Genomic DNA, 15651 nt, shown 5'->3' on the forward strand with positions numbered 1-15651 from the left:
ATTTATACTCCGGTTTCGGAAAGGTTGCAAGGGTGCGCCGCCGCGCGCGCCGTCACGCCGGTTCGGCGTGCTCGACCAGCAGCTGCACCTTGGTGACGCCGTTGTATTCGTTGGCGTCGAGGCGGAACGCCACCCGCGCCCGCTCGCCCACGGCCGCCGTGTGGCCGAACCAGATGGCGTCGAAGCGCTGGCCGTTGCGCTCGAGCAGCAGTTTCAGGTGGCGCTCCTTGAGGATGCGCTGGCTGACGACGCGAAATTCGTCGCAGAACACGGGCGGCGCGAAACCCTGGCCCCACACTTCGCCATCCATCAGTGCGATGAAGGCGGTGGTGTAATAGGCGTCTTCGAGCGGGCCGTCCGTTTCGATCACCCGTTCGAGCTGGGCGGTGCTCAGCCAGGCCTTGCCGACTTCTTCGAAGGCGGCGGAAAACGCCTCGAACGCGTCGGCGCGCAGGGTCAGGCCGGCCGCCATGGCGTGGCCGCCGAACTTGTCGATCAGGCTGGGGGCGCGCTTGGACACCAGGTCGAGCGCGTCGCGCAGGTGAAAGCCGGGAATCGAGCGGCCCGAGCCCTTGATGAAGCCGTCGGCGCCGGGGGCGAAGGTGATGGTGGGCCGGAAGTACTTTTCCTTCAGGCGCGAGGCGACGATGCCGATCACGCCCTGGTGCCAGCCGGCGTCGAAGACGGTGATGGTGCTGCTGTCGGCAGGCTCGTAGGCGTCGAGCTGGAGCAGGGCGGTGTCCTGCATGTCGGCCTCGATCTCGCGGCGCTTGAGGTTGATTTCATTGAGCTGCTGGGCGATCGCCCAGGCCCGGCCCTCGTCGTCGGTGACGAGGCATTCTATCCCCAGCGACATGTCGTCGAGCCGCCCGGCGGCGTTCAGGCGCGGGCCCAGCGCGAAGCCCAGGTCGAACGGCGAGGCGCTGCGCGCTTCGCGCCCGGCCACCCGGAACAGGGCGGCCACGCCCGCGTGCATGCGTCCGGCGCGCATGCGCTTGATGCCCTGGGCGACCAGGATGCGGTTGTTCGGGTCGAGCTTGACGACGTCGGCCACGGTGCCCAGCGCGACCAGGTCGAGCAGGCTGTCGAGCTTGGGCTGGCTGGCGGCGTCGAACACGCCGCGCCGGCGCAGTTCGGCGCGCAGCGCCAGCAACACATAGAACACCACGCCGACCCCGGCCAGGTGCTTGCTGGGGAAGCCGCACTCGGGCTGGTTCGGATTGACGATCACGCGCGCGGCCGGCAGGGCGTCGCCGGGCAGGTGGTGGTCGGTGACGACCACTTCGATGCCGCGCCGGTTCGCTTCGAGCACGCCGTCGATGCTGGCGATGCCGTTGTCGACGGTGATGATGATGTCGGGCGACTTTTCGCGCGCCGTCAGGGCGACGATCTCGGGGGTGAGGCCATAGCCGTACTCGAAGCGGTTCGGCACGATGAAGTCGACGGTGGCGCCCATCGCGCGCAAGCCGCGCAGGGCGACGGCGCAGGCGGTGGCGCCGTCGCAGTCGTAGTCGGCGACGATCACCATTTTCTTGCCGGCGCCGATGGCGTCAGCCAGGAACACGGCGGCCGCGCCGATGTGCAGCAGGCCGGCCGGCGCGATCAGCGACGCCAGGTCGCTCGACAGTTCGCGGGCATCGGTCAGGCCGCGCGCGGCGTACAGGCGCGCCAGCACGGGGTGCACGCCGCCCTGGCGCAGCATTTCGGAATGGCGGAAGGAACAGGGGCGGATGGCGATACGGGTCATGGCGAAAATTGTCCGGGTAGGTAAATGCGGTAAATAGTGGCGAACGGGCCAGATCAGCCCAGCAGGCGCTCCAGGCTGTGGCGGCGCCAGAAGCTGCGCTGCGACAGGGCGCTGACGCGCGCCTCGATCAGCGCGCTGCGGTGGCTGAGCACGAGGCGCAGTGTGAGCCCGCCCTTGACGGCGGCCAGCGCCGGCGCCAGCAGTTCGGTGTCGATGCGGCCCATCTGCACGAGCCAGTCGGCCCAGTCGCCGCCCAGTGCGGGGCCGATCAGCGACGCTTCGACAAAGCCGGCCGGCCGCGCGGGCGTTGCCAGCCATGGCCCGAACGGACCGTGCACGACCGGCCCCAGCGCCGCCATCCACGGCGGCGCGTTGGCGCTGGCGAAGGCCATGGCGCCGGCCGGCGCCGGCGCCGCTGCCGCCGCGCCCCACGGCCAGAAGCCATTGATGGCGGGCAGGCCGCGCGCCTCGCGCTCGGCGTTGGCGGGATGATCATGCCACAGCATCTGCACCTCGTTTTGCAGCTTGCGGTAGGCCAGCGCGCACGCACCCTGCGGCATCGAGTCGGTCAGGTTCATGCCGCCGGTGGCGTCGGGGCTGGCGGTATCGAGCGTGGCCCAGTCGCCGGCGCGCATGAACCAGGTGAGGGCGTCGCCATATAACAAGGTGTGGCCGTCCTCGTCGAAATACGGGCGCGCGCTGTCGTACAGGGCGCGCGCATGCGACTCGACCAGTCCCAGCCGGCGAGCATCGCCCATCAGCAGGTGGGTGCGGGCGATTTCGATGTGGGCCGGGTGGACGATCAGCCAGCTGTCGGAGCCCGGGTCGAGGCCGTAGCCGCGCATGACGGCGGCTGCGAAGGGCAGGCCGGCGTGATCGCTGCCGGCCAGGCCCAGCGCATGCGCCAGCAGCCGTTCGTGCGGCAGGCTGCGGGCGAAGCCGTCGTCGCTGCGGCGTGAAAAGCGGGCGCTGCGCGAGAGCAGCGCGGCCAGGTTCGGCGCCTTCAGGACGCGCACCAGGTCGGCGGCCAGTTCATCAGGGGGCAGGGCAAACGGCAATACAAGCGTCAATTCGGTCATGCCGCCATTGTAGGGCATCGGCCGGCGCCACGGCGGGCGGCCGCCGCCAAGGGGCGCGCCCTTGCCCTGTCCTGGGAACAATTGTGTTGTGACAAGCTCACACCGCCCGAGTTTGTGTGGCACACTTCGCTCTTACCCGCATTTCCCGTTGGAGCACATGAGCATCATCCAGAATCTGCCGTATGAATGGCTGGTCGGCCTGCGCTATACGCGCGCCGGCAAGCGCAGTGGCCGCAACAGTTTTATCTCCTTCATTTCGCTCATTTCCGTGGCCGGCATCGCCCTTGGCGTGGCCGCCCTGATCGTGGTGCTGTCGGTGATGAACGGCTTCCAGAAAGAGGTCACCGACCGCATGCTGTCGGTGCTGGCCCACGTCGAGGTGTTCGATCCGCGCGGCGCGCTGCCGGACTGGCAGGCCTCGACCCGCGAAGCGTTCAAGAATCCCGCCGTCAAGGGCGCCGCGCCCTTCGTCGAAACCCAGGGCATGCTGGTGCGCGACGTCATGCGCCCGGCCATCATCCGCGGCGTGCTGCCCGAGGAAGAGGGCAAGGTGTCCGACGTGGCGCGGCAAATGAAGGCGGGCAGCTTCAGCGACCTCAAACCGGGCTCGTTTAACATCGTCATGGGTTACGCCCTGGCCGGCGCGCTCAACCTGTCGATCGGCGACAAGGTAACGATGCTGCTGGCGCAGGCGCAAACCACCCCGGCCGGCATGCTGCCGCGCACCCGCACCTTCACCCTGGCCGGTATTTTCGAGGCGGGTCACTACGAATTCGATTCCGGCCTGGCCTTCATCAGCCTGGAAGACGCGGAAAAAATGGAGCGGCTCGACGGCCCGTCCGGCCTGCGCCTGCGCATCGACGACATGCACCAGGCGCCGCAAGTGGCGCAGCAGCTGAAAAACAGCATGAGCGGCCCGCTGGTGGTGCGCGACTGGTCGCAGGCCAACGCCACCTGGTTCGCCGCCGTGCAGACGGAGAAGAAGATGATGTTCATCATCCTGACCCTGATCATCGCGGTGGCCGCCTTCAACCTCGTCTCCACGCTCGTCATGACGGTGACGGACAAGCAGGCCGACATCGCCATCTTGCGCACGCTCGGTGCTTCGCCCCGCTCGATCATGAAGATCTTCATGATCCAGGGCGCGCTGGTGGGCCTGATGGGGATGGCCATCGGCGTCGGTTTCGGCGTGCTGGTGGCGATGAATATCGACGTCATCGTGCCTTTCATCGAGCACCTGCTGGGCGTGCAGTTCCTGTCCAAGGACATTTACTTCATCAGCACCGTGCCGTCCGACCTGCGCTGGCCCGACGTCGCCAAGATCGGCGTGCTGGCGGTGGTGCTGGCCTTCCTGGCCACCCTGTATCCAAGCTACGCCGCTTCGCGCGTGAAACCTGCGGAGGCGCTGCGTTATGAATAAGCCTGACATGAATCAGCCTGAGGTCTTCAATCAGGCAGGCACCGGGCAGGCCGCCGTGCCGGTCCTCAGTTGCACCGGCCTGGGCAAGACCTTCCGCCAGGGCGATTACGCCGTCGACGTCTTAAATAGCGTCGACTTCACTATTTTCCCCGGCGAGCGCGTCGCCATCGTCGGCGCCTCCGGCTCCGGCAAGTCGACCCTGCTGCACCTGCTGGGCGGGCTCGACACGCCCACCCGCGGCACGGTGCGTTTGAATGGCGAGGATTTCGCCGGTCTGTCGGAATCGCGCCGCGGTGAGTTGCGCAACCGTGACCTGGGTTTCGTCTACCAGTTCCACCACCTGCTGCCCGAGTTCTCGGCCCTCGACAACGTGGCCATGCCGCTGTTGATCCGGCGCCAGAAGCGCGCCGACGCCAACGCCAGCGCGGGCGCCATCCTGACCCGGGTGGGCCTGTCGAAGCGGGTGATTCACCGCCCCGGCGAATTGTCGGGCGGCGAGCGTCAACGCGTGGCGCTGGCGCGGGCCCTGGTGACGCAGCCGGCCTGCGTGCTGGCCGATGAACCGACCGGCAACCTCGATCACGCCACCGCCCAGTCGATCTTCGACCTGATGCTCGAACTGTCGACCAGGCTGGGCACCGCCTTCGTCATCGTCACCCACGACATCGAACTGGCGCGCCGCTGCGACCGCGTGTACCGCCTGACCGAGCACGGCTTGCAGCCGGCCTGAGCGCAGGTCGAACGGCGCAGCATGTGGATCGATACCCATTGCCATCTCGACGCCAGTGAATTCGGCGGCCTCGCCGATTCGCTGGCGATAGCGCGCGAGGCCGCCGCCGCCGGGGTGTCGATGGTGGTCATTCCGGCGGTGGACCGGCACAATTTTCAAGCCGTCGCGGCGCTGGCGGCGACCGCCCCGAACGCCGCCTATGCGCTGGGCATCCATCCGATCTGCGTGCCGCACGCGGTCGAAGCCGATTTGCTGGCGCTGCGCGCGCGGGTGGCGGCGGCGATGGACGATGCGCGCTTTGTCGCCATCGGTGAAATCGGCCTCGATTTTTTCATTCCCGCGCTGACCGAACCGGCCATGCGCGAAAAGCAGGCGCATTTTTTCGAGCAGCAGCTGCGCATCGCCCGCGACTTCGACCTGCCCGTGCTGATGCACGTGCGCCGCGCGCAGGACCAGGTCCTCAAGCACCTGCGCAAGGTGCGCCCGCCGGGCGGCATCGCCCATGCCTTCAACGGCAGCGCCCAGCAGGCGCAGATCTTCATTGACCTGGGTTTCAAGCTGGGCTTTGGCGGCGCCATGACATTTACGCGTGCGCTGCAGATCCGCCGCCTGGCCACCGAGCTGCCGCTGGCCGCGATCGTGCTCGAGACCGACGCACCCGACATCGCGCCCGCCTGGCTGCACCCGGGCCGCAACAGCCCGGCGCAGTTGCCGGCCATCGGTGCGGTGCTGGCGCAACTGCGTGGCGTGGACGCCGGCGACATCGCCGCGCACACCTGGCAGAACGCGCTGGCGGCCTTGCCGCGCCTTGGTCCTTTACTGGCTGGTGCGCTTACTTGAGCAGGGCGGCGGCGCGGGCGATCCGCATCGCCATGCCGGCGCCGGCCAGCAGCGCCGCCAGCAGGGCAAAGCCCCAGTCGCGCCGGCCCTGCACGGCCAGCATCTGCGCGCCACCCTGCTGTTGCGCTGCCAGTGCCTGCACCAGTTGCTCGAGCGCCGCCGCCGTGTCCTCGGCCGCGCGCAAGGTGCTCTCGCAATCGTTGTGGCGACCAAAAATATTGTCGAAGCAGCCCGGATAGCGCGCGCCGAACTGGCGCAGCGCGTGGGCGCTGATTTGCCAGTCGAGCAGCACGGCGCCGTTGGCGGGACGCGCGCGCGCGATGGCGCACAAGTCGTTGGCGGCGACGCCCGGATTGTAGGGCGTCAGGTTGGCCGAGTCGGGCACGGCACCCCGTTCGGTGCGCCGGGCCGGACCAGCTGCCTGCGCCCGCGCCGGCTGGCATTCGGTGTCGATCACGGCGCGCAGGCGCACGTCGACCTCCTGCCGGGCGCTGCGCACGCGCTCATCGAGCAGCACCTGGTCGGCCGCCACCGTCAAGCGGCCGGCAAACACGGCCAGGCCGATCAGGCCCAGCGCCAGCAATACCTCCGACAGCAGGTGCAGGCGGCGCCAGTAGCGCGTCGCCGCCGCGTCCGCGCGCGCACGGCCACAGCGGACCAGCGCCAGCGCGGCCAGGCCGATCAACAGTGCGCCCAGCGCCAGCGACAGGGCCGGATAGGCGAGCAGGGTGGGAAAGCCAGGTTCGATCATGGCAAGGGTGGGATAGCAGGTGGCAGTGGGGAATGTCCCACGGCGATTATGTGGCTTTTCAGGCTGGTGCGGGGCAAAAATTACGCCTGGCGGGTCACCCCGGGCGTCCTGTTTGCCTGGGTTGACTTGCCTGCGCAGCGCCCCGGTGCGGCAACTCAGGCAATTGCAGCACCGAGGCGCATGGCGTGCGTTAGCAGATCATGCGCGGCCCGCGCCGAATTCTCCGCTGCCTGGGCATTTTGCTGGGTGGCGGTATCGAGTTCGCCCATGGCATCGGACACTTCGGAGATGGCAGCGCTCTGCGCATGCGTGGTGGCGGCCACCTCGGTGGCAAGCCCGCCCACTTGCGAGCAAGCCGTCTGGATGTCAGCAATGGCGCCATGCATGCGCTGCAGGCATGCGCCCGCGTTCACCAGCTCGCTGTTGACGGAGGCGTTCACGCTATCGACCTGGTCGACGATGTGGGTCACGCGCTCGGACAGGGAACGCACTTCCATGGCGATCACGGCGAAACCAGCGCCGGCCTGGCCCGCGTGTGCCGCTTCGACGTGGGCATTGATGGCCAGGATATTGGTCTGCATGGCAATGGCGCGCACCGCCACCATCAAGGTCGTGACCTGGCGGGTCGCTGCGTCAATGCCATTGAACGCGTTGCTGACATCGTGCGAGGCGGCGGTGCCGGAATCGACCAGCGCCAGCGCCTGCCGGGCCAGGTCCGTCACCTCGTCAGACTGGCGCGTGGTCTGTCGCACGCCGCCGGCGATGCCGGCGATGGACTGGGAAACCGACGCGATGCTGGCCGCTTGCTGCTCTGCGCCGGCACTGAGGCCTTCACTGGTGGCCTGCATGTCGTTGCCGGTCGCCGTCAGCACGGCCAGCCGGTCCTGCACGTCGCGCAGCACGCCGGCGGTGCGCATGGTCATCTGGTTCATGCCGCTGGCCAGGCTCAGGATGGCCTGGTCGCCATGGTGGGTAAATTGCGCCAGCGGGGTGCCGCTGATAACCAGGCCAATCGTGCGGTTGAGCGTGCCCAGCGGTTGCAGGATGCGCACGTTCAGGTAGGCGAAGCCGACCCACGGCATGGCCGCGGCGGTGATGCCGGCGGCGATGGCCAGCCAGGCCGGCAGCCCGAGCACGGGCGCCAGCAGGGCGACGCCGACGGCGCCGGACAGCATGGCGCAGCACGCACCCAGGCGCGCGCCCACGGGGCGCGTCATCAACCAGTGTTTCAGGCGCAAAGGGGCGAAGCGCCGCACCGCCATGCCCTGCTGGAGGATATAGGCCGATGCGGCGGCGGCCTGGCGCGCGCTGTCCGGGCTCATCAGGGTGCCCGCGTCGAGTTGGCGATAGACGGCGATGGCCGCCGCCACCTCTTCCTTGGTGGCGCGCACCCGCACGCTCATATAGCCCGTGACCTTGCCGCCACTGGCTACCGGCGTGACGAAGGCGCGCACCCAGTAGAAGCCGCCGTTCTTGCGCTGATTCTTGACGATGCCCGACCACGACTTGCCGGTTTTGAGCGTGCCCCAGATGTCGGCGAAGACGGCGCGCGGCATGTCAGGATGGCGGATGATGTTATGGGCCTTGCCCAGAACTTCGCCCAAGGTGAATTGTGCCGATTCCAGAAAGGCATCGTTGGCGTAGACGATGACGCCTTTCGGGTCGGTCCGGGTAATCAGTACATCATCCTTGGAGACAAGGAATTCGAGCTTCGGATCGCCGTAAGTGAGGCGCGACGCCGCATCGCCAGTTGACTTTTTGATCATGATTAATTTCTAATACAGGGTAAGCCCGATCCGGGGCGATGATGGCGCGAATGCTGGGGTGCGCACTTGCGGAACGACGAAGTGGCAGGGGTGACACCGGTTGAGGGAGCACGATGAACACCAAGACTTGATGCCGAATGGTAATACAGTTTGTCCATGGCAAATGGTAACTAAGAGTGGCTATTGCCCTATTGGAAAGTCACACGTTCTTCAACATCGGGAATCGAAGAATCCGCTTCTCCAAGGCAATGTTCAGCGCTGAGCAGCCAGCCGTCTTCCTGGCACGGGGGACGAAGATGGCGGCTGAACCTTGCCTGCACGGCTACACCGTTTGACTCCCGGTCGACGCCCATTTGGCGTCCGTTCGACGCCCGCCAAACGCTGCATCCCCGTTTGCCCCGACACTGGCTCCTTTTGTCGGGGAGCGCGCCATGCGATGTGCGATTCTGGGCTTTGCGGCAGGAGTCGCCTGGCTGCAGCGCTGTGCCAGCCTGCCGGCCCCTGCCACGCTGATCGCGCTGGCGCTGGCGGCGCTGGTGCTGCTGCTGGCCTGGCGCGGCCTTGCCAGGGCGCGGGCGGCGCTGGCGGGCGCGCTGCTGGGCCTGTGCTGGGCGGCCCTGCTGGCGCACGCCGCGCTGGCGCCGCAACTGGCGGCGGACGATGAAGGGCGCGACATCACCGTCGTTGGCACCATCGACAGCCTGCCCTACCGCTTCGAGCAGGGCGTGCGCTTTCACTTCCGGGTCGAACAGGTGCACGATGGCGCGCGCTCGCAGGTGGCACCGCGGGTGCCACCGCGCCTCGCGCTGTCCTGGTATGCGGGCTTCATGGGCAAGCCGGGCGTGCCGGTCGGCGACGTCCAGCCGGGCGCGCGCTGGCAGCTGACGGTGCGCCTGCAGCGGCCCCACGGCAGTGCCAATCCGCACGGCTTCGATTACGAAGTGTGGCTGCTCGAGCAGGGCCTGCGCGCCACCGGCTACGTGCGCGCCGACAGCGGCAACCGCCGCCTCGACGCCTTCGTCGCCACGCCATCGAACCTGGTCGGGCACGGGCGCGCCGTGCTGCGCGCGCGCATCGAGCGGGCGCTGGCGGGGCGGCCCTATGCCGGCGTCATCGTCGCCCTGGTGGTGGGCGACCAGCGCGCCATCGAGCAGGACGACTGGCAGGTGTTCAGTCGCACCGGGGTCAGTCACCTCATTTCCATCTCCGGCCTGCACATCACCATGGTCGCTGGCATGGTCGCCATGCTGGCCTCGGCGCTGTGGCGGCGCTCGTTCTTCACCCGCGCCCAACTGCCGCTGCTGCTGCCGGCGCAAAAAGTGGCGGCGCTGGCCGGCACCGCCAGCGCCTTGCTGTACGTGCTGCTGGCCGGCTTCGGCGTGCCGGCCCAGCGTACCCTGTACATGCTGAGCGTGCTGGCGCTGGCCCTGTGGAGCGGACGCCTGACCAGCATCTCGCACGTGCTGTGCGCGGCCCTGGGCCTGGTGCTGCTGCTCGACCCGTGGGCGGTGCTGGCGCCCGGCTTCTGGCTGTCGTTCGGCGCCGTCGGCCTGATCCTGTACGCCAGCGTGGGCCGCACGCAACTGCGGTCGCCGCGCGCGCGCACGGCGCCCACCCGTCTGGGCCGCCTGCGCGCCGCCCTCGCCAGCAGCGGCGTCCAGGCCCTGCGCACCCAGTACGTCGTCACGGTGGGGCTGGTGCCCTTGACGCTGCTGCTGTTTGCGCAGGTCTCGCTGGTGAGCCCGCTGGCGAATGCGCTGGCGATCCCCGTCATCAGCTTTGCCGTCACCCCGCTGGCGCTGGCGGGCAGTCTGCTGCCGGCGCCCCTGTCGGACTATCTGCTGATCGCCGCGCACGCGCTGGTGCAAGGGCTGGCCGCCTGGCTGGACTGGCTCGGCAGCGGCGCGCTGGCGGTGGTGTCGGCGCCGGCGCCGACTCCGGTGCTGTTTGCCTTTGCCCTGCTGGGCACCGCCTGGCTGCTGGCTCCCCGTGGCTGGCCGCTGCGGGCGGCGGGGCTGGCCGCCTGGCTGCCGGCGCTGACCGCGCTGCCGGTATCTCCCGCGCCGGGCACCTTCACCGCCACCGTGTTCGATGTGGGGCAGGGCATGGCGGTGCTGATCGAAACGGCCAGCCATCGCCTGCTGGTCGACGCCGGTCCCCAGTATTCGGTCGATGGCAACGGCGGCAACCGCGTCATCCACCCCTACCTGAAAGCACGCGGCATCGGCCGGCTTGATGCGATGGTGATCAGCCACAGCGACGCCGACCACGCCGGCGGCGCCCTGTCCGTGCTGGCATCGCTGCCGGTCGACCAGCTCTGGTCGTCGCTGGAGGCGCGCCACCCCATCGTGCGGGCGGCCCGCGCGGCCCTGCCGTGCACGGCGGGCCAGCACTGGCGCTGGGACGGGGTGCAGTTCGACATGCTCCAGCCCACCGCCGCCAGCTACGCCGACGCCAGCCTCAAGCCGAACGCGCGCAGCTGCACCTTGCGCATCTCGACCGGCAGCCGCACCCTGCTGGCGGCGGCCGACATCGAGGCGGCGCAGGAAGCGCAACTGCTGGGGCGTGACATCGCCCACCTGCCGGCCGACGTGCTGCTGGCGCCCCACCACGGCAGCGGCACTTCGTCGACGACGGCATTTCTGGCCGCCGTGCGGCCCAGCCTGGCCATCTTCCAGGTGGGCTACCGCAACCGCTACCGCCATCCCAAGCAGGAAGTGTGGCAACGCTACGGCGATGCCGGCATCGCCCGCCTGCGCACCGACGAATCGGGCGCGGTGACCGTGCACTTCGGCCCGCAAATCGAGGCCGAGGCCTACCGCCACAGCCACCCCCGCTACTGGTACGGTCGCTGACCGTGTGCGCCAGGCCGGCGCTGTGTGGCTGTTTGGCATAGCAAACAATCTTGTGGAACCTTGCATAAAAATTCAAAAACCTAACGGCGGTCAACGATTCGCAAAATAAGTTTTTGCACAATGACTTCGCCGCTGTACATACACGGTCGGCGCGGTGGCTGACAAACCCATCGCCCGCGGGAGCGCAGGCAGCCTGTTGGAGCAGGCGATGGCGCTCGTTCGATGAGGAGATTCGTCCAGGGGAGGTGGGCCACAGCGCGCGAGGCGACGGCGGCCGTGACATGCACGTGTTTTGATTTTGCATAAAAAAACTGGTGGGCTGCGCCTCGTGCAGCCGACACAGCATAACCATGACAATGGAGACAAACAATGCCGAATACCATATTGAGCCGGGCGCCGCGCGGGTCCGCCGCGATGCCTGCCGTCGCGGCCCGCCGCCCCCTGGCCGTCGCAGGAGGGCGCCATGACTAGCCCCGCCCTGGCGCACGGGCCGCACGGCGCCGCTTCCCCCAACACCCGCTGGCTGCAACTGGCCGTCGGCGTGATCTGCATGATCGCCACCGCGAATATCCAGTATGCCTGGACCCTGTTCGTGCCTGAAATCCAGGAAACCTACGGCTGGTCGCGCGCCAAGATCCAGCTCGCGTTTACCATTTTCGTGCTGGTGCAAACGTGGCTGGCGCCCATCGAAGGCTACTTCATCGACAAATTCGGTCCCCGCCTGATGGTCGCGTTCGGCGCCGTCTTCATCGGCGCCGCCTGGGTCATCAACTCGCAGGCGAGCAGCCTGACGGGCTTCTATATCGGCGCCGCCGTCGGCGGCCTGGGCGTCGGTTCCATCTATGCCACCTGCATCAACAATGCCCTCAAGTGGTTCCCCGACCGGCGCGGCCTGGCCGTCGGACTGACCGCCGGCGGCTACGGCGCCGGTTCGGCCGCCACCATCCTGCCGATCGCCGCCATGATCGAAAGCTCGGGCTTTCAGCATACCTTCCTGGTGTTCGGCCTGCTGCAGGGCAGCCTGGCCTTCGTTGCCGCCTGGTTCCTGCGCTCGCCCACTGCGGCCGAAGTGAAGGGCTCGGCCAAGCTGGTGCAGGCGCGCCGCGACTACACGCTCAAGGAAGCCTTGAACACCCGCCTGTTCTGGCTGATGTTCCTGATGTTCATCCTCGTCGTCACGGGCGGCATGATGGCGGTGGCCCAATTGGGCGTGATCGCCAAGGATCTGGGCGTGAAGGAATTCAAGGTCGACCTGTACTTCTTCGTGATGGCGGCGCTGCCGCTGGCGCTGATGCTCGACCGGATCATGAACGGCATTTCGCGGCCCCTGTTCGGCTGGATTTCGGACAACATCGGCCGTGAAAAAACCATGGTGATCGCCTTCACGCTCGAAGGCCTGGGGATTATCGCGCTGGGCTACTTCGGCAGCAATCCCTACGCCTTCCTGATCCTGTCGGGCGTGGTGTTCCTGGCCTGGGGCGAAGTCTATTCGCTGTTCTCGGCACTGGCCGGCGACGCCTTCGGCACCCGGCATATCGGCAAGATCTACGGTGTGCTGTACACGGCCAAGGGCATCGGCGCGCTGTTCGTCCCGGTCGGCAACCTGATGATGGAAGCGACCGGAACCTGGTCGACGGTGCTCTACACGGTGGCGGCGATGGACCTGACGGCGGCCTTCCTGGCCATCGTGGTGCTGCGGCCGACCCTGGCCCGGCACGTCGAGGCGTCGCGCACCTTGCAGGCACAGGAACTGGCCGGCGGCGGCGAGCTGCACCTGCCGGCGCGCGCCTGACGCGCACGTTCACAGGCAGGTGAAAAAACGGGCTGCGTGGCAGCCCGTTTTTTTTGGCCTATGCCACTTCCCACAGCAAGATCTCGGTCGCCTCGTCCAGGTTCGAGTACCAGTTGCCTGGCTGACCGCGCAGGCGCTCGAAGGGATTGGGAATGCGGTCGATGCCCAAGCGAAAGCGGAAGAACGATTCCAGCGAGGGTGACAAGGTCGAGCGGTTCCACAGGTCGATGTGGTCGCCGCTGGGCTTTGATTCGCCGCTGCGGCGCCAGTAATTGGCAAAATAGATGATGCCGGTCTTGTTGGCGATCTGGTCTTTCCAGTCGGCGCCCGTGACCCGCAGCGCCAGCGGCACCCCGCAGAACGCCTGCCTGTTCAGCCAGGCAGCCAGTTCGGCCGCCCGCAGGCCCGCGCGCTTGCCGTCGATGACGGTGGCGGCGCCCGGATAGGCGCGCATGTCGACGCCGCCCGCATGCAGGGCAACGCTGAGCTTGATGGCGCACTGGTCCGGGTACTTCAGCTCGCCCTTGCGCGCCAGCACGATACCCTGCTCGATGATGTCGCTCTGCCAGCGCTCGGTCGACGGCTGCCCCTCGGGATAGCCGCGCCACATGTCGGCGAAGCGGGGCAGGGCGGCCCCGGCCGGGCAGGCCGCCCTGGTCGGCCCCGGTGTGGCCGGGCGGACCTTCACGGCCGCTTCGCCCGCCCGGGCCCGCTTGTGGGGGGACGGCGCGCTGCCGCCGCCGGTTTCCGCACTGCTGTCGTCGATGGTACTCATGCATTCTCCTGGTAGAGGCGCCGCGCCAGGCGGCAGGGGACCTTGACGACCTTATGCCAATCGGGCACGACGGTCTTGATGGGCCACAATGCCTGCTGGCATGTGCGCCTGGCGCTGACTTGGCGCTGACTGGGCGCTTAGGGGCTTCCCTCTAGCCGTGCTGGCCGCCCTGCGCATACAATTGTTGGATGACAAAACCTCTGCTGCACTTCACCCACGGCAACAGCTTTCCCGCCGGCGTCTACAGCCGCTACCTCGACGGCCTGCGCGCGCGCTTCGACGTGCGCGTCTCCGACATGGTGGGCCACGATCCCGCCTACCCCGTCAGCGACGGCTGGCCGGGACTGGTCGACGAACTGAGCGCGCAGCTGGCCAGTTATCCCACGCCGGCGATCCTGGTCGGCCACTCGCTGGGCGGCATGCTCAGCCTGATGGCGGCGCGGCGCCGTCCCGCGCTGGCGCGCTGCGTGGTGATGCTCGATTCGCCGGTGGTGGCGGGCTGGCGCGCGTTCCTGCTCCGTCATGCCAAGCGCGGCAGCTGGGCCGAGCGTTTTTCGCCCGCGCGCTTTTCGCACAAGCGCCGCATGCTCTGGCCCAGCGCGGCCGAGGCGCATGCGCACTTTGCCGCCAAGGACATCTTCGCCGCCTGGGCTCCCGGCGTGCTCGACGACTACATCGCCCATGGCCTCAAAGCGCACGCGGACGGCGTCCAGCTGCGCTTCGCGCGCGAGGTGGAAACGGCGATCTACCGTTCGCTGCCGCACCACATGGGCACCATCGTCAAGCCGCCGTTCCCCCTGCCGGTCGGCTTCATCGGCGGCAGTGCTTCGGCCGAGCTGCGCCAGGCTGGCCTGGGCGCCACCCGCAAGCTGGTCGGACCGCATTACCTGCAGATCGAAGGCGGCCACCTGTTCCCCATGGAGTCGCCCGGGCAGGCGGCGGCGCTGACGGCGCGGATGATCGATCAGCTCTTGCCGGGGCTGGCCCGGTAGCACGGTTATGGCGTAAAATCGCGCTCACCGCGACGCGGCCCCCAGCAGGTCTGTGCGGCGCCACGCCGTTTTGCGCCACCTCATCCGCCACTACCTCCGAAAGCCTCATCGATGACTATCAAAAGCGACAAATGGATCCGCCGCATGGCGCAGGAAACGGGCATGATCGAGCCGTTCGAACCAGGCCAGGTGCGTGCCGATGCCAACGGCAACAAGACGATTTCCTACGGCACCTCCTCGTACGGCTATGACATCCGCTGCGCCGACGAATTCAAGATTTTCACCAACATCAACAGCACCATCGTCGATCCGAAAAACTTCGATTCGAACTCCTTTGTCGACGTCAAGAGCGATGTCTGCATCATCCCGCCGAACTCGTTCGCGCTGGCCCGCACCATCGAGTACTTCCGCATTCCCCGCAACGTGCTCACGATCTGCCTGGGCAAGTCGACCTACGCGCGCTGCGGCATCATCGTCAACGTCACGCCGTTCGAACCGGAGTGGGAAGGTTATGTGACGCTGGAGTTTTCCAATACCACGCCGCTGCCGGCGAAAATCTACGCCGGCGAAGGCTGCGCGCAGGTGCTGTTTTTCGAGAGCGACGAAGTGTGCGAGACCTCCTACAAGGACCGCGGCGGCAAATACCAGGGCCAGCGGGGCGTGACCCTGCCCAAGGCGTAACACGGCGTCGCGAGGGGGAGCGCGGGGCTATCCAAGCCGGCAAAAAGATGATATTTTCTTAAAATCAATATTTCGATTTTATTAAAACATCCATGCATATGCCAGGCAGCCTCTAAAACCAAGTGCAACACCCTTTGCTGTAAGGTGCTGCCATGCCGAAAATCTATACCCATCTGACGACACAGGAGCGCGCCGTCGTGATGACCATGCGGGACGACCAGTG

General features: G+C 67.6%; 12 protein-coding genes. 7 read left to right on the forward strand and 5 right to left on the reverse strand.

Annotated elements, in window-relative coordinates:
- Positions 1-52: 52 nt before the first annotated feature.
- Both recJ and ACP7EY_RS18845 read right to left on the reverse strand, forming a co-directional pair.
- Entirely contained in the window at positions 53-1747 is a 1695-nt protein-coding gene (gene recJ / locus ACP7EY_RS18840; protein WP_426196320.1) for a single-stranded-DNA-specific exonuclease RecJ, read from the reverse strand.
- A 53-nt stretch (positions 1748-1800) separates the two neighbouring features.
- Positions 1801-2907 (reverse strand): hypothetical protein, encoded by a 1107-nt coding sequence (locus ACP7EY_RS18845; protein ID WP_426196322.1) that lies wholly within the window; start codon positions 2905-2907, stop codon positions 1801-1803.
- 76 nt (positions 2908-2983) lie between these two features.
- Here ACP7EY_RS18845 and ACP7EY_RS18850 point away from each other — a divergent pair, with 76 nt between their 5' ends.
- Genes ACP7EY_RS18850 through ACP7EY_RS18860 form a run of 3 tightly spaced genes read left to right on the forward strand, consistent with a single transcriptional unit; the run spans position 2984 to position 5816 of the window.
- Positions 2984-4246: a lipoprotein-releasing ABC transporter permease subunit gene (locus ACP7EY_RS18850; RefSeq protein WP_426196324.1), complete on the forward strand. Its 1263-nt coding sequence runs from the start codon at positions 2984-2986 to the stop codon at positions 4244-4246.
- A 7-nt stretch (positions 4247-4253) separates the two neighbouring features.
- Positions 4254-4976 (forward strand): lipoprotein-releasing ABC transporter ATP-binding protein LolD, encoded by a 723-nt coding sequence (gene lolD, locus ACP7EY_RS18855; protein ID WP_426196326.1) that lies wholly within the window; start codon positions 4254-4256, stop codon positions 4974-4976.
- A gap of 21 nt (positions 4977-4997) precedes the next feature.
- Positions 4998-5816, forward strand: a complete 819-nt coding sequence (locus ACP7EY_RS18860; RefSeq protein WP_426196328.1) for a TatD family hydrolase — start codon at positions 4998-5000, stop codon at positions 5814-5816.
- Here ACP7EY_RS18860 and ACP7EY_RS18865 read toward each other — a convergent pair.
- Positions 5809-6567: a hypothetical protein gene (locus ACP7EY_RS18865; protein WP_426196330.1), complete on the reverse strand. Its 759-nt coding sequence runs from the start codon at positions 6565-6567 to the stop codon at positions 5809-5811. The genes ACP7EY_RS18860 and ACP7EY_RS18865 overlap by 8 nt on opposite strands.
- A gap of 155 nt (positions 6568-6722) precedes the next feature.
- Positions 6723-8333, reverse strand: a complete 1611-nt coding sequence (locus ACP7EY_RS18870; protein ID WP_426196331.1) for a methyl-accepting chemotaxis protein — start codon at positions 8331-8333, stop codon at positions 6723-6725.
- Positions 8334-8764: 431 nt separating this feature from the next.
- Between ACP7EY_RS18870 and ACP7EY_RS18875 the strand changes: the two genes are divergently transcribed.
- Entirely contained in the window at positions 8765-11188 is a 2424-nt protein-coding gene (locus ACP7EY_RS18875; RefSeq protein ID WP_426196333.1) for a DNA internalization-related competence protein ComEC/Rec2, read from the forward strand.
- Between the two features lie 463 nt (positions 11189-11651).
- Complete coding sequence (gene oxlT / locus ACP7EY_RS18880; RefSeq protein ID WP_426196335.1) at positions 11652-12980, forward strand: oxalate/formate MFS antiporter; 1329 nt, start codon at positions 11652-11654, stop codon at positions 12978-12980.
- A 58-nt stretch (positions 12981-13038) separates the two neighbouring features.
- Here oxlT and ACP7EY_RS18885 read toward each other — a convergent pair whose 3' ends face one another.
- Positions 13039-13755, reverse strand: a complete 717-nt coding sequence (locus tag ACP7EY_RS18885) for a T6SS effector amidase Tae4 family protein (RefSeq protein ID WP_426196337.1) — start codon at positions 13753-13755, stop codon at positions 13039-13041.
- 188 nt (positions 13756-13943) lie between these two features.
- Here ACP7EY_RS18885 and ACP7EY_RS18890 point away from each other — a divergent pair, with 188 nt between their 5' ends.
- Both ACP7EY_RS18890 and dcd read left to right on the forward strand, forming a co-directional pair.
- Positions 13944-14747, forward strand: coding sequence for an alpha/beta fold hydrolase (locus ACP7EY_RS18890; RefSeq protein WP_426196338.1), 804 nt, complete (start codon positions 13944-13946; stop codon positions 14745-14747).
- A gap of 111 nt (positions 14748-14858) precedes the next feature.
- The gene (gene dcd / locus ACP7EY_RS18895) at positions 14859-15428 is read left to right on the forward strand and encodes a dCTP deaminase (protein WP_426196340.1); all 570 of its coding nucleotides are present in this window, start codon (positions 14859-14861) and stop codon (positions 15426-15428) included.
- The last annotated feature ends 223 nt before the right edge of the window (positions 15429-15651 follow it).

The organism is Massilia sp. DWR3-1-1, assembly GCF_049898325.1.
Lineage (GTDB): Bacteria > Pseudomonadota > Gammaproteobacteria > Burkholderiales > Burkholderiaceae_D > JAFCUW01.

Bases quoted from the DNA above. Each gene is read 5' to 3' on its own strand.
- recJ (WP_426196320.1), bottom strand. From the start codon at position 1,747: ATGACCCGTATCGCCATCCGCCCCTGTTCCTTCCGCCATTCCGAAATG.
- ACP7EY_RS18850 (WP_426196324.1), top strand. From the start codon at position 2,984: ATGAGCATCATCCAGAATCTGCCGTATGAATGGCTGGTCGGCCTGCGC.
- lolD (WP_426196326.1), top strand. From the start codon at position 4,254: ATGAATCAGCCTGAGGTCTTCAATCAGGCAGGCACCGGGCAGGCCGCC.
- ACP7EY_RS18860 (WP_426196328.1), top strand. From the start codon at position 4,998: ATGTGGATCGATACCCATTGCCATCTCGACGCCAGTGAATTCGGCGGC.
- ACP7EY_RS18865 (WP_426196330.1), bottom strand. From the start codon at position 6,567: ATGATCGAACCTGGCTTTCCCACCCTGCTCGCCTATCCGGCCCTGTCG.
- ACP7EY_RS18870 (WP_426196331.1), bottom strand. From the start codon at position 8,333: ATGATCAAAAAGTCAACTGGCGATGCGGCGTCGCGCCTCACTTACGGC.
- ACP7EY_RS18875 (WP_426196333.1), top strand. From the start codon at position 8,765: ATGCGATGTGCGATTCTGGGCTTTGCGGCAGGAGTCGCCTGGCTGCAG.
- oxlT (WP_426196335.1), top strand. From the start codon at position 11,652: ATGACTAGCCCCGCCCTGGCGCACGGGCCGCACGGCGCCGCTTCCCCC.
- ACP7EY_RS18885 (WP_426196337.1), bottom strand. From the start codon at position 13,755: ATGAGTACCATCGACGACAGCAGTGCGGAAACCGGCGGCGGCAGCGCG.
- ACP7EY_RS18890 (WP_426196338.1), top strand. From the start codon at position 13,944: ATGACAAAACCTCTGCTGCACTTCACCCACGGCAACAGCTTTCCCGCC.
- dcd (WP_426196340.1), top strand. From the start codon at position 14,859: ATGACTATCAAAAGCGACAAATGGATCCGCCGCATGGCGCAGGAAACG.